This window comes from Brevundimonas sp. GW822-FHT03E11, from assembly GCF_058801445.1.
The window spans coordinates 226,348-240,238 of the sequence record NZ_JBXANG010000005.1; the positions used below are offsets into that span (position 1 = coordinate 226,348).

Here is a 13,891-nt window from a genome sequence, read left to right on the forward strand (position 1 = left end):
GCCTATCGGGCGGCCTCCGCCACCGCATGGCTGTCTTCAAGCATCTGGAAGCGGCTCACCAACTGGTCGGTGAAGCCGAAGATCAGCACGAACGGAGAGACGATCACCTTGCCGGTCCGTTTAACCCTTGTGCGGAGCGCCCCGACAACGACCGCGCGGCCCTCATTGGCCAGGATGTCCTCGACATCGAACGCCAGGGGTTCGGTCAGGTCGCGCAGATCGTGGATGAAGGCGATCATCGCCTCACGACCGGCTCCCCGACCGACCCAGGGGAAGGCCCCGGACTGCCCCGGTATCTCCAGCGAAAGGTCCGGCGCGAACACGGTCGCAAGCGCCTCCGGCGGACGTCCGCCGCCCAGCCCCTCAAGAAAGGTCTGAACCGTGGACAGGTTGTGTTGAACGCTCATGCCGTCTCTCAGATCTGGGCCGCGCCGCCATCGGCGAACAGCTCGCTGCCGTTGACGAAGCTGCTCTCGTCAGAGGCGAGGAACAGGGCGGCAGCGGCGATCTCCTCAGGCCGGCCAGTGCGTCCCAGCGGCGTACCCGCCTCGAACGACTTCATGAGGGCGCTGTGCGCCGCGTCAGTTTCGCTCAGTCCGCGCAGACCAGGCGTATCCGTGCTGCCCGGGACGAGCACATTCACCCGAATCCGACGATCGGCGAGATCGAGCACCCAGTTGCGAGCGAAACTGCGAACGGCGGCCTTGCTGGCGGCATAGACGCTGAACGCCGGCGAGCCCGTAACGGCAGAGGTCGATCCCGTCAGGATCACCGAGGCTCCGTCGCGAAGCAGGGGCAGAGCCTTCTGGACCGTGAACAGCGTGCCCTTCACGTTCGTGGAGAAGGTGCGGTCGAAGGCGTCTTCCGTGACATCCTGCAGGGATTGAAACTCGCCGCCGCCGGCATTGGCGAAGAGGACGTCGATGCGTCCCGCTTCCTCGACGACGATCTTGTAGAGCCGGTCGAGATCCGAAGGGTTCGAGACGTCGCCCTGGATCCCGCGCGCGGTTCCGCCGACCTCGGCTACCGCATCGTCCAGGTCGCTCTGCCGGCGGCCCGTCATGAATACGCGGGCGCCTTCACGCGCGAACAGTTTGGCGGACGCCCGACCGATGCCGCTGTTCGCGCCCGTCACGACCGCGACCTTGCCTTCTAGCCTGCCCATGCTCTTGCTCCTTTGCTGTGGGAGCACGCCATATGGCCACCAATTACCTTCAAGGTAGAACTGACCTAAAGGTAAGTGTAAGATTGTCCGATGAACCCGGTCCCAGAATGCGGTCTCGACGTCTCCCTCTCGGTCATGGGCGGAAAGTGGAAGCCTCTGATCCTCTATCACCTCCGCTCGGGGCCCCGGCGTTTCGGCGACCTGAAGCGGCTGGTCGCCGGCATCAGCGAGAAGGTGCTGATCCAGCAGCTACGGGACCTGATGGCGACCGGGGTTTTGGTCCGGCGGGACTACCAACAGGTGCCCCCCAAGGTGGACTATCTCCTCACGCCCTTCGGCATGTCCCTGGTGGAAGCCCTGCTCCCGCTCTGCGACTGGGGCTCGCTCCATCGCGCGCGGATCGAGGCGCTCGAGGCCCCTCCGGAAGGTCACGCGTCGAAGAAGCTGCAAGGCATGTCCGGCCCCAGATAAGCCAGGGGGTGGCCCGGCCCCAGAACATACTCCGGCCAGTCGGCGGCGAGGGCGTTCGCGCTCTCGGTTGTGATGGGATGACCCCGTCTCACATTGTTCCTCGCCGCCAGGAGCCAGCGGTCCACGATCCCGATCACCGCCTCCGCGCCGAGCACCGCCGGTATCGTCAGGCGCAGGGTATCGCCTGTGCCGAGGACGATGTGCACGAGACGGTCATGATCCGCCCGGGTGCTCTCCAGAAGGCTCCGGTACTCGAAGACCCGACGGTCTCCTCCCATGAAGACCACGTCGTACAATCGCCCGGTCGCGCCATCGATGGATGCGGCGTCCTCCGCCCAGGGACGACGCAACGCGCTGATCAGGACATTCACCGGCTCGGACTTGTCCACGAAACCGATGCGCGCCCAACGGCCCGGTTCGATTTCGCCCCAGGGAAGCGGATCGTAGCCGATGAACCGGCGCGTGACCGGGTCGCGTTCCGGCGGCAGCACCGGCAGGCTGTCGTTGTAACTCGTGCAGAACCTCCAGAAGCCCTGGTCGAGATCCCGGAGGAATTGCAAAAGGCGCGGGTGGTCGTCCGCGTGGCCTGTCCGGAAGTGAGCGATCCTGTGGCGGATCTGCTCGACCTCCTTCAGCTTGGCGTCCCAGAGGATCTTCGGCGGCAGATACGGGGCGAAGCAGTCCCAGTGTTCATCGATCAAGCCGGTCATCTGCCCCAGAGACGCGTAGCTCAGGGCGTTCATCTCCGGCGTCGGCATGTGCTTCAGGAACTTGTCCGCCTCGTAGGAGCGCGTGCTCGACTTCAAGGACGCCCGACAACCGTCGCCGAGCTTGGCCCGCAACTCGACATAGACGATCGACCGGAGCCAGGTCTCGAACTGCCAGAGGCGCGCGTAGATGCGCAGCGCGCGCTCGGGGACCTCGCGGGCTTCTTCCAGAAGGGTCGGTGAGGGGTCTGGCATCGGTCGCCTCGGTTCAGGGCTGGAGTGCGCGAGAGGGCCGCAGGGCAGGAGGGTTCGCAGGAGGCGTCGCCGGTCGTTCAAGCTCGCTTTCAGCCCACGCGAAGGGCTCGGCCAGGATCATGGGATGACCGCGCTCGAGGTCACCGAGATTTCGCCGAAGGTTCCGTCCGTCCGGTCGAAACGGGTCGTGGCCCGGAAATACGCGCGCTGCACGCGCTCCATCCGGGTTTCGCCACCTTCTGTCTCGATGTTGATGAAATGGGCCTCGAGCGCCTCGGCATGAGCCTCGGCGAAGGCGGACGGCATTTCCAGAATCCAGACGTAGGACTGGAGGCGAAGGAAGAACGCGATCTCCAGCGATCCATCCGAGCCCTCCCTTGCGGTGATCAGTTCCAGATCTTCCGCCCCCTCCATGTCCTCGATCTCGAACCCCGAAAGGCCAGGGAAGAGATCGGCCGGAACCTGCGCAGCGCCGAGGAAGGCGTAGACGTGATCGAGCGGGAGACCCTCCAGCCAGTCGATCACGGCCTCGGTGGCGAGGGATTCAAGTTCGCCACCGTGCTCGTCCATGAACGCCATGCGCTCGTCGGCCGTGAGCTGGCGGCGACCGTCATCCGGAAAGGCGTCCGGAGCCGAAACCGTGAGAAGGCGCGCCTCGTCCTGGCTGAAGTGGACCGTGATCTCGCCCCAGGGATTGCGCTCGACATCGCCCTTGATCCGGACGACCTGCCAACTCTGCGCGCCAAGGAGGGTGATTGTCGGCTGAAGCGACAGGCGGGGCGTCGGTCCCTTTACCCGAAGTCCCAAGGCGTCCCAGATCAGGGTCATGTAGGACGGCCCACCCTCCAGCGACGACGAAACGATGCCGACCAGATTGCCGTCGACGTCCACAACGGCGCCGCCGCTCATTCCGCCGATCGTTTCCATATCGACCTCGAAACAGGCGGCCGACATGCGGTCGCCGCGGCCGGTCGGGAAGGCCTGGGTGACGAGGCCCGATGAGATCATTGGACTGACACGAGCCGCGCTTCCGCTGATGTCCTGATGGCGGAAGCCGATGGCCCAGAGCCGATCTCCGATCAGTGGCAGACCAACCTTCAAGGGCGCGAGCCCCAGCGGGCGTTCCTCCATGGGGTCGGAGTTCAGGGTACAACTCACCAGTGACAGGTCGGACGTCACCATGCGATGGGGATCGAACGCGCTCGGCCTGGACCCGGCGCTAATATCCAGCGGCAACCAGGCGCGAGCGCCTTCGGGCAGGAAGGTCATGAACACCGGGCTGGCTCCGGCGGCTCGAAACTCATCGAGCACATGGGTCGCGGTTATGACGAGGCCAGGCCCGACCATCACGCCGCTTCCCAGCACGACCGGCCCCTCCGCGGTGAACCGGACCACGGCGACGAAAGCGTCCCCCGCCTGGTGAAGGGAGGCGAGGGAGCCGATCCCGTCGTCGTCCGTGAAGATCGGCGTCGACCAGGACAGCTTGAGGTCGGCGAGACGCGGGCTCGCCTCGGTGATGCGGACAGTGTGAGACATCAGGCGGCGACGTCGGCCGATCGTGATCGCCGGCCGCCCGGCCCTGACTGAAGATTTCCGCGGATGATCGACGTCATGGTCAGCCCCCGACGCGAGCGCGCCAGCCCTGGAACTCTCTCACGCGTTCGGGGGTCACAGGCGTCTTTCGATTCCGAAGAGACCGGAACGTCCGGTCCATGTCGTTGACGACCTCCGCCTCCGCCGCGGTCAGGGCGTTGTCACGAACGAGGAGGGGGGTGATCTCCTCGTAGGTGTAGCGCGGAATGGAGTTGTATTTGCGGCGGATGCGGCCGTCGGCGATGCCGCCAATCCTGTCCTCCACAATGTCTTTCACCTCGAACCAGATCTCGCTTACGGCCTCCCAGTTGCGAACTTCGTCGATCTCCTCGGGCTCGGCTGCGACCGGTTCCGGCGGGCGCTCCTCGCTCAGCTTCTGGAGATCGGCGATCCGACGATTGGCGATCTCGAGCTCCTCCTGGATCGTGTCGAGTTCACCCAGCTTCTCGCGCAGGCCGCCGATCTCCCGATTGAGCGATTGCAGCCGCTCCGAAGCCTCGGTGATGTGGCCGAGGTAGGTTGGCAGGTCCTTCGCCGTTTTCAGGGCCTCGAACGCCGCGCTCATCTGGCTGATGCTCAGCTTCCAGATCACCGGATAGAGGAGGATGATCGCCAGCAGGACCATGACCACGTTCGAAAGCGGCCCGGCCCAATGCTCCGAGAAGGTTTGGAAGGTCATGGCGGACTCCGGACGCCGAGCGGGCAGAGGAACGGTTGCAACTCACGCGATTATCGAGATTCGCGCGTGTATTGCCACGCTTGTGATGGACATCGGCCTGCGAGCCCCTGGGGGTCAGGTCCGGCGATCTTTCGGCCCTGGGGCCTGCATCCTTTCGCGGGCTGAAAGCGGAGGCGGGACGATCTTGCCGCTAAACCAAGGCGCCGCCGAGGAACGCGCGCGACGACCTAGTGGATCGAGGTGAGGGTCTCGCCCTGCGGTGTTATGACGAGGCTTTCGATCATGGCGTCAATCTCCGCGTGGAGCTCGCTGATATCCAGGCCCTCGAACCGCGTCTGAGCGGCCTCGCGCCAGGCGATCCTCAGCAGGTCACGGGCCGCCTCAGGATCGAGATCGTCCAGATAGATCAGGCCGCGTTCCGCCAGGAGCCTTCGCGCGACCTCTCCGGCCCGCTCAGCCAGATCCTCATAGAGGGCCGTCTCCTCTGCGGTGATCTCGTCGGCCACGGCGATCCTTTCGGGACGGCGAATGGGGGACGGGTCTGGAACTTCTGCGTGGAAGCCCGGGGTTTCAGGACCGGTCGCCGCCGACGTCTGGGACGTCCCCCGGCTCAAGGTCGGTCCCTATCGATCCGGAACCCGTCCCCGCCAGATTACAGGGTGGAACGGAGGTGGCAACGCCGCCCCGACTTCAAACGCCCCTCTCACGCCCAGACGGCGCGGAGGCGGTCGGTCAACGCCTCGCGCCGGGCGGCGTCCAGACGATCGAGGTTCAACTGCTTCCAGCGCACCGCCGGCAGGTCGGCCACGCCGGCCAGTCCGATCGCCTCCCAGTCGGGCTCGCCGCGCTTGAACCCGATCAGGAAGGCGCGGTGCGCCTCCGGCATGGCGTCGACGATGTCCAGGACCAGGCTGTCGCGGGCCGCGAGGAGGTCTTCCAGCGCCACGGGCGCATCCGTCATCCCGTCGAACGCCTCGGTGAATTCGCGCTCGATGTCCTTGGGATTGGGTCGCAGAAGCTCGGCCAGGGGTCGCCCGTGGCTGATGAGATAGACGAGAAAGGCCTGACGCAGGGCGTCGTCGATCCCTTCGGTCGCCAAAAGGTCGCGGATGTCGAACAGGTCGCGCGGGTGTTGCCGGTCCAGAGCCGCCATGATCTTGCCCGCGTAGAGATCGGCTTGCGAGACCATCTGGACCTCGGCGTACCCATACCGGTCTTCCACCAGGGGAGAGACGGGGCGCAGGACGGGAGCGAAGACCGCGCCGCGGAGCACGGGCGTGACCTCGATCTTGATCTGGGCGTCGTCGGCGGCGACGACCAGTTTCTGAACCGTCCCCTCCTTGCTGACGGTTTCCGCGACGCGGCTGTCCGGAATCCGGTCACGGATCATCGCCGCCAGTCGTTTCAGCGCGGCGTCAATCGCCGCCAGCGAGGTCGCGCGGTCTTCGACCGGCAGATAGGTCAGGTCGATATCGACCGAGAGCCGGGGCATGTTCCGGACAAACAGATTGATGGCGGTCCCACCCTTCAGCGCGAACGCCTGTTCGGTTTCGAGCAGGGGGATGACCCGCACCAGCAGGCGAACCTGCCGGTCGTAGATCTCACCGTACGGCATCGAGCGTCTCCGGCACGGTGATATGATAGGTCGGGTCCAGGCGTCCGCCGCGCACCAGCATCCGGTTGCCGCTGCCCAACCCTATGGGCGCGCGGTCCAGCCGCTTCAGCCAGGCGTGCCCGTGGCGGTCGGCGAAGAAGAAGAACAGGCGTTTCACCTTCACGCTCTTGCAGTCCTCAAGCAGCAACTGCAGCCGTCGCGGGCTGAGATTGGTCAGCCCCTCGAAGACCTTGTCGACGGCTTCGAACCCCTCGTGGTCGGGCAACTCGTCCAGCAGTTCAAGGACGGCGCGCTCCGGGGTCGAGAGGCGCAACGGGTGTTCCCAGTGCCCGAGTCTCTGGTCGGTGACGCCCGCCGACCCCCAGGCCCGGGGGCTGTCCGGCGCGGTCGGTTCAACGCCGCGCAGGGAGAAGTATTTCCAGTGCTCGAACAGCCTGGCAGGGGTGTGCTGGCGGAACTCGACATCGAGCGGGAGATCGTTGAGCCAGGTCGGCAGCTTGATCGGGCCGGACAGGTGGACCGTCCGGGTCTCGCGCCGGAGGTAGTGGCCGAGGCCCTGCATCTCCAGGGCGGTTCGGCCGCACAGCACGACCTGATAATCGAGCAGGGTCTGCAACGACAGGACCACCACCTCCCAGGTGAGGGGGCCGCGCGGGCGACGGTAGGCCCGGCGCGCCGGCTGTTCGAGGCGGCCCTGGGCGACGTATTTGGCGCGCAGGGAGTTGTAGTAGCCGTGCTCGTTCATCCACGCGGAATCGACGACCAGACCCTCTGGCAGCATCCGTTCCAGCTTGTTTAGCTTTCCGAGCATTTGAGCACTTATGGTGCACAAACTGGGGGTTTGTCAAATATCTAGTTTGAAGAAGCTCGGATATGAGCACTATAGGTGATCAAAACAGGATTTTGATGAACTGGGCGCTCAAGTCGAACCGGTTTACGGACCGGTCGAGATGTGTGCCTGTCACGACGGTGGACTACTCGAAGCGGTCGGCGGGTTCACGATCCCATTCCGCTCGATGCCTGATCCGCTTGTCGAGGTAGATGAGCATGTCCGCAGCCCACGCACGGACGCGGGGGTTCGGATGGTTCAGGACGGCCTGCACCATCGGGCGACGTCGTAAGAACCGCGAGCCCCACTTCCCGCTTGAGCTGCCGGAGTCGAACCGGTTGCCGAGGCTTTCGAGTGTGTCGTCCGTTGCGGCGTCCAGAAGCGCGAGCGCCAACGGCGTCCATTCGAACGCGCCCTCCGGACCCTTGCTGAAATAGGACCCCATGTCCGCGAGAACGGGGCCTCGCACGACCGGATCCTCGTTCAGCCACGCTTTCATGATGTCATCCGGTACGCCGTTGAAGGCGTTCCTCGTCGGCTGATCGTCGTCGTCGTGTTCTGTCAGCAGCGACCGGAGCACATAGCGCCGCTCATCCTGCAAGGCCGGCAGGAGAGTATCCAGGGCGAGCTTCGGGTGAAGACGGAACAGAACCTTCGTCAGTTTGACGGGCATGCCGCGGCCCCAGCCCCGTCGATCGTTACCCAGCTCCACAATACGACCGAGAAGGTTCGTCGCGACCTCCACGCCTTCAGGTCCAGCCAGTGATCGCTCTGCGATCTTGCCGGCCCGTCGATCCCAATAGCCGTTGACGTCGTCGGCGCGCGCCAGCTCCGCCCGCAACAGCGCCTTGCGACCGACCAGGCGCAGGGGCGGTTCCCACTCGGCTTGGTCGTCCCGGTGGCTCAGAAGATGGAGCGCTTGCTCGATCTCGTCGGCTTCGATCAGGGCGTCGATCAGTTCACCCACGCGTTCGACAGAAACGCTTTCGTCGAAGCGCACTGCATGGACCGCCCGGCGCTCCTCCGGCTGTGTCCGAGGGTCGCGCAGCAGGCTCAGAATGCGGCTGAGACCCCGATCATTCGTATCGCCGTCTGTCACGCAGAGAATGATCGCGAAGGGGCGTAAGGTCAGATCGACCATCGCCGCGTCGAGCAGAGCGTCAGCAAGCTCGGGCGCCTGCGCCCGAACGACGCCCAGATAGCCGGCGAAAACGCCCCAATTCGGCTTCTCGGTTCTGACTCCGTCCAGGAGACGGCGGAGGCGATCCCACCCCTGTTGAAAATCCGACGCGCCGGCCTCGGCCAACCCCTGGCCGAGATAACGGCCTTCATAGGCGGGATCACCGAGAACCCGCTGGACCACACCATCGTCGTCAATCGCGAGCCGGGCTGCCGCCAGAGCGCGCCGATGGGCTTCGGGCCAGTCGTCTCGCGACTGATCGGCATGATCAGGATTGCGCCAGTCATGCCATTCGAGACGCAGCCACACCTCTATCTCGTCGGCCAGCGTCGCGGGCCGCATCGCGCGCTCGAGGGCCTTCACGGGGCGGGGGCGCTTGCGTTTGCGTAGCCGCCAGAGGGCGTCACAGGTCGCAAACCAGCCCTTGGGCCAGAAGGTCCCGCCAGCGGCGTCCTGCATCGTTCGCACCGCGGCCGGGACCACCTCGCCGTAACCAGCCAGCGCCGGGTAGTGTTTGGCGATGAGGGACCGTCCCTTCTCATGGCGGTCGGGGTCGGAAAGCAAGGCTCTCGCCCGATCTAGGGCGTCCTCGAACCAGTCTCGCAACTCGGTTCGGGATTTCGGCCACCAGCCGCTGTCGCGGCGCTCGGCGCCGAACTCGACCTGGGGATCGGCCCCGGCGAACCTGGTTTCAAGAGCTGTATCGAGGGCGTCCAGACCCAGGTCCCGTATTTGCGGTTCAGTGGACGCGAGCCATTTGTCGATGACGGCGAACCGTTGCTGCGGGGTGGCGTGTGTGCCCGAGCGCTGGATATGGAACATCGGCAGGATCTTGTCCCGGACGCTCTCGTAGTGGCGCTGATCGGCGGTCTCGGTGCGGGCGAGAATGGCCAGCAGATCGACCGCGCGTTCGAAATGGACCGGATCGTAGGCGATGTTGACCAGGAGGCGTCGCAACTCGCCGCGGTGCGGATGCCAGCTCTCGAGCTTGCGGCCCGATGCAATCACCCGTTCCGCCAGATCAAGCGCCAGGATCGGCGCCAGCGGCGCCAGATGACGCGCCGCTCGCATCTCGTTCCCGTTGTCGTCCGACGGATCGGCGAAATGACCGCCGGGGGAGAGCAGGGTTTCGGCGATCTCGACCGCTGCCTTCACGCCCTGCAGCAGCCCGAGCCGGCGCGCGAAGGAGCGCTGCAGTCGGGGCGGGAAGGCCCCGAACGCCGCCATCAGGCGGCTCCGCGGCAGCTTGTCCAAGGCTTCGGCGGCCAGCCATGCCGAGATGGCAGGGGGAAGGATCGCCCGCTGCGCGCCGCGCTGCTGGGCCAGGCCACGGTCCAGCAGGTCGGCCATCTTCTCGTGGAACAGGACCTCGCTCACACCCGCGAGTTCGGCCAGGGCCACCGCCTCGGGCGCCTCTTCACCCTCGATCGAGAAGGCGTAGACCAACGACGCCGCGCGGGCGACGCGCCGCAGCTCCAGATCGGGATCGCGACGGTCCTTGAGGAAGAGCCGGTCCAGAAGTTCGCTGTTCTTAAGGCCGACGATACCCTTCGCGCCACGGGGCGCCAGGGCGATGGCAAGGGCGATCCGCGTATTGCCGCCGGCAAACTCCACCATCCGGATCCGCTCCGAATGCGTCAAAAACGGCGCTCGCTGCCGGAGCAGGGCGTCGATCAGATTTTCACCGGCATTTTGCAGGCGAACAACTTCTGTGTGGTCCGGTTGATGGTCGCCGACGTCGAAATCGATCGTCAGCAGACGAACCCGGCTCGTTGGGCGTTGGATGATCTCCACCAGTTCGCGGTGCCGGTTCGCTGGGCAGTTGTCGACGATCAGAATGGCGGCGACGCCGTCTTCGACGAGGGACTGGGCGAGGCGGACGGGCGACACGGCCTTCTCAAGGCCGGCGTCACCGTAAATCACCAATGACGGATCGAGCGCGCCGTTTCCGACGCGCGGATCGAACAGGGCCTGGGCGAACCGGGTCTTGCCCATTCCGGACAGTCCCGTCAGCCGCACGGCAGCGCGCGGGGGCGCCAGCGCTTCGCGCACAAGGCCGAGGCCGACGAGGATTCCGTGGAGGTGGTCGCCGTCGATCAGCGGGCGGCACAGACGGGCGGCCTCGTCGACGAGATACGGTTGATCATCCGCCTGGTCCCGCGCGGACCAGGGCCCCCAAGGCTCCCAACCGTCTACGGGGCGCTTGGCCTGATCGCGGAGCCAGGCCGCCACGCCGGCGTATCGGGCCGCCCAGACCGCAAGCTGTCCGCTGTCGTATAAGGAGACCTGATCGGCGTTCGCAGTGGGGACCTGTGCGATCATGGCGGCGGTCAGCTCACGCCGCCGCTTGTCGGTCAGGTCTTCCCGGCCGGAGGCGATGATGTAGACGCCGCCGCTGTCCAGCGCCGCGGCGATCGCCGGGCGGAGTGTCCCGCTAGGGCTCATCTCCTTCGTGATCTCGCCCACCGGCATCATCTGGGCCTTGACCTGGATCACGGCCGGCAGCCTCAACAGATCGCCCGCTGAAGCGCTCGCGCCGGCGACCCGGATGTCGACGCCTCCGTCCTTGGCGGCCGGATTGCCGCCCTTGGTGACGGACGAGGTCGGCAGCCCGAGGGTCTGGGCCTCCCGTCGGCACAAACGCCAGACCAGGTCCACCAACTGACCATCGTCCAGCCCTTGAACATCCTCAGCTGTCGGATCGAGAATCCACATAACGATACTCTATGCGCTCGGGCCCGACGTGCGACGCTCGAACCGCCGTTATCCTCTGATTTCTTGACGAGGTTCGCCACTTGAGGGGGCCACAAGGGGGTGCTGGGATGCCGCGCTTGCGGCGGCGTCTATATGACCTCCCCGAGGCATCGCGGTCGGAGCTATGCCGTCTCGCGGGAATCGGCGGGATACGATAGGCGGGACCGCCGGACCGCGACCGACCTCGCGCCCGGCGGCGGTCCGCGCCGACCCGCCGTCGGCCGGGCCGCACCCTTCACGGCGAGGACCCCCACGATGAAATCCCTGATCGCGCTCACGCTCTCGGCCGCCCTCCTGTCGGGCTGCGTCGGCATGACATCGACCCGCGATGCCGGCAACCTCAGGATCGCCAGCTGGAACATGGAGCATCTGGCGGAGCGGGACGGGGAGGGCTGCAGCCCGCGCACCGAGGCCGACTATGCCCGTCTGCGCGATCATGCCGCCGCTCTGGGCGCTGATGTGATCGCCTTCCAGGAAGTGCAGAGCAAGGCTGCCGCCGAACGGGTCTTCGATCCCGCCATCTATGATGTGGTGATGTCCGGCCGGCCGCCCAGCACCCGGAGCGGCGAATGCCGCGGACGGCCGGGCCTGTTCATCCAGAACCAGGCTGTCGGTTTCGCCATCCGCAAGGGCGTGCCCTGGACCCGCAACCCCGATCTGAGCGCCCTGGCCCTCGGCAATCCCGACCTGCGCTGGGGCGTGGACGTGACCGTGTCGCGCGGTCGGCCGGTGCGCTTGCTGGCGGTGCATCTGAAGTCCGGCTGCAACTCCGGCCGCGAGCCGACCGACCCGGACTGCCCGGTGCTGTTCGACCAGCTTCCGGTGCTGGAGGGGTGGACCGAAGCGCGGGCCCGGAACGGGGAGGCGTTCGTCGTCCTGGGCGACTGGAACCGCCGGCTCGCCAGCCGGGGCGACGCCTTCCTGGCCGACCTGAACGACGGCGATCCCGAGGGCTCGGTGCTGACCCTGACCTCGGGCGACCGGCCGGCGGGCTGCAAGGCCCGCTATCGCGAATACATCGACTTCATCGCAACGGGGGCCTCCGCCACCGCACGCCTCGAGCCGGGGTCGTTCGAGGAGTACCGTTATGGCGGCATCCCCGAAGCCGAACATCCGTCGGACCACTGCCCGATCTCGGTGCGTATCGAGGGCTAGGTCGGAGGCCTCAGTCCAGCTCGGGAAACTCGTCCTCGATCTGGCGGTTCAGCACCACCCGATCGTCACGGAAATAGCCCAACTCGTCGCGAACCCGCTGGCCGTGGGCGATCATCTCGGGCGACCAGGCCTGGGTGTCGGCGAAGGCGAGATCCTCCGATCCGCCGCGCGCATTCGCCTGTCCGAGCCCGATCGCGATGATCTTGCGCAAGCCCGGATCGGCGGCCTTGGCCGCCAGGATCCGCAGCTGCAGGGACTGGGCCCGCCGATACCGGTAGTCGCGTTCGGTCTCGTTCCGATCATACGGCTGGATCAAGGTCAGATAGGTCAGGTCCGGCGATGAGGACGGGATCAGGGTGGCCCCGCCCTGTCCCTCGATCCGCTCCACGATAATCATGGACAGCAGCCGTCGATTGAACCGGTCCTCAGCCGCCATGAGACGCAGGATCGGCTCGAGGTCGGGCATCGGAATCTCGTTTCCGAGCTCCAGATCCCGGGCGACGAAGCCCCGATACACGCGCTCGATCAGCCGATCCCAGAAGACGCTGATCCGGTCGCGACGCTGCCGTTCGACGTACTGGGGATGCTCTTGCAGGCCGGTCCAGAGCCCGGCCGCGACCGTCAGGGGCGCTCCATCCGCCGGGAAACGCCGATTGTTCAGAAGATAGCCCGCGAGCAGGTCGCTTTCGGACGGGGCGCTGGCGAGACCACCGCGTTCGACAAGCGCTTCCTTGGCCGTCAGATAGGCGATCAGGTCAGGCGCGGTTGACAGCTCGGACAACACATTGTCCAGCGTGATCTGGTCGAACACATGCACCCAGCCGCGGCACTCCTCGACCCGACCGGTCGCGAAGCGCTCGGCGTCTCCCACGACGGCGGGGGCGAGCCTCAGGCCGGCGAGCCCTTCCGCTCGCGCCGCATCCGCGGCCGCCGGCGCCACGCAGATCCGATGAACCACACGCCGCTCAAGCGGCGGCAAGGGTACGGGCAAAGGCGTTTCGAGCCTGGGATCGAGAAAGACCTTGTCCGGGAACCGCTCGATCCACCGTTCCGCCCGGTTGATCTGGTGCGCGGACTCGGCGATGGCGCGGCGGTAGTAGCGCGTCCAGTTCAGTCGGGCGTCGTCGGTCGCCGGATAGGCCGCGCCCTTGTCGGAGAAGATCAGCACATGGTCGCCGAACACCACCAGGATGTCGGCGAGTTCGCTGTTCTGCTTCATCCACAGATTGGGCCAGGTCCAGAGCCGCAGGAATGATCGGTCCGCAAGAGCGGCCAGGGCCCGCTCCGACCCGTTGATGCCGCCGCCCCGCTGGAAACGCGGGCCGATCACGGGCGCTCTTGAACTGGCGGCGGGCGGTGCATGGCGATGAAGAACACGCCGCGGACAGGAGACGTCAAGCACCGCCGCAGCGCTAAGTCCGTATGTCCTTTCCCTCGTCCGGCGTGATGCCGGATGCTGCAGCCTTCAGCAGCGTCGAGGAGGAAGGA

General features: G+C 66.2%; 12 protein-coding genes. 2 read left to right on the forward strand and 10 right to left on the reverse strand.

Annotated features, from left to right (window positions below):
- Positions 1 to 2 precede the first annotated feature (2 nt).
- Both AC1RKE_RS10985 and AC1RKE_RS10990 read right to left on the reverse strand, forming a co-directional pair.
- Positions 3 to 407, reverse strand: a complete 405-nt coding sequence (locus AC1RKE_RS10985) for a nuclear transport factor 2 family protein (RefSeq protein WP_348683143.1) — start codon at positions 405 to 407, stop codon at positions 3 to 5.
- 8 nt (positions 408 to 415) lie between these two features.
- Positions 416 to 1,165 carry an SDR family NAD(P)-dependent oxidoreductase gene (locus AC1RKE_RS10990; protein ID WP_348683141.1) on the reverse strand — a complete coding sequence of 250 codons (750 nt, stop codon included), beginning with the start codon at positions 1,163 to 1,165 and terminating at the stop codon, positions 416 to 418.
- A gap of 90 nt (positions 1,166 to 1,255) precedes the next feature.
- Here AC1RKE_RS10990 and AC1RKE_RS10995 point away from each other — a divergent pair, with 90 nt between their 5' ends.
- Complete coding sequence (locus tag AC1RKE_RS10995) at positions 1,256 to 1,636, forward strand: winged helix-turn-helix transcriptional regulator (RefSeq protein WP_348683139.1); 381 nt, start codon at positions 1,256 to 1,258, stop codon at positions 1,634 to 1,636.
- Here AC1RKE_RS10995 and AC1RKE_RS11000 read toward each other — a convergent pair.
- From AC1RKE_RS11000 to AC1RKE_RS11030, 7 genes are all read right to left on the reverse strand, one after another.
- Positions 1,594 to 2,598, reverse strand: coding sequence for a hypothetical protein (locus AC1RKE_RS11000; protein WP_395942180.1), 1,005 nt, complete (start codon positions 2,596 to 2,598; stop codon positions 1,594 to 1,596). The two genes, AC1RKE_RS10995 and AC1RKE_RS11000, sit on opposite strands and share 43 nt — an antisense overlap.
- A gap of 117 nt (positions 2,599 to 2,715) precedes the next feature.
- Entirely contained in the window at positions 2,716 to 4,134 is a 1,419-nt protein-coding gene (locus tag AC1RKE_RS11005) for a S1 family peptidase (RefSeq protein WP_348685149.1), read from the reverse strand.
- A gap of 79 nt (positions 4,135 to 4,213) precedes the next feature.
- Positions 4,214 to 4,870, reverse strand: coding sequence for a hypothetical protein (locus AC1RKE_RS11010; RefSeq protein ID WP_348685150.1), 657 nt, complete (start codon positions 4,868 to 4,870; stop codon positions 4,214 to 4,216).
- A gap of 227 nt (positions 4,871 to 5,097) precedes the next feature.
- The gene (locus tag AC1RKE_RS11015; protein ID WP_348685152.1) at positions 5,098 to 5,376 is read right to left on the reverse strand and encodes a hypothetical protein; all 279 of its coding nucleotides are present in this window, start codon (positions 5,374 to 5,376) and stop codon (positions 5,098 to 5,100) included.
- 197 nt (positions 5,377 to 5,573) lie between these two features.
- Positions 5,574 to 6,485, reverse strand: coding sequence for a nucleotidyl transferase AbiEii/AbiGii toxin family protein (locus AC1RKE_RS11020; protein ID WP_492897033.1), 912 nt, complete (start codon positions 6,483 to 6,485; stop codon positions 5,574 to 5,576).
- Positions 6,472 to 7,296, reverse strand: coding sequence for a type IV toxin-antitoxin system AbiEi family antitoxin domain-containing protein (locus tag AC1RKE_RS11025; protein ID WP_348684327.1), 825 nt, complete (start codon positions 7,294 to 7,296; stop codon positions 6,472 to 6,474). The genes AC1RKE_RS11020 and AC1RKE_RS11025 overlap by 14 nt, the downstream gene beginning before the upstream one ends.
- A gap of 163 nt (positions 7,297 to 7,459) precedes the next feature.
- Positions 7,460 to 11,209, reverse strand: a complete 3,750-nt coding sequence (locus tag AC1RKE_RS11030) for a hypothetical protein (protein ID WP_348684328.1) — start codon at positions 11,207 to 11,209, stop codon at positions 7,460 to 7,462.
- Positions 11,210 to 11,503: 294 nt separating this feature from the next.
- Here AC1RKE_RS11030 and AC1RKE_RS11035 point away from each other — a divergent pair, with 294 nt between their 5' ends.
- Complete coding sequence (locus AC1RKE_RS11035; RefSeq protein WP_348684329.1) at positions 11,504 to 12,403, forward strand: endonuclease/exonuclease/phosphatase family protein; 900 nt, start codon at positions 11,504 to 11,506, stop codon at positions 12,401 to 12,403.
- Between the two features lie 10 nt (positions 12,404 to 12,413).
- On the opposite strand, the gene AC1RKE_RS11040 is transcribed toward AC1RKE_RS11035, so the two are convergent.
- Entirely contained in the window at positions 12,414 to 13,733 is a 1,320-nt protein-coding gene (locus AC1RKE_RS11040; protein ID WP_348684330.1) for a hypothetical protein, read from the reverse strand.
- Positions 13,734 to 13,891: the final 158 nt, after the last annotated feature.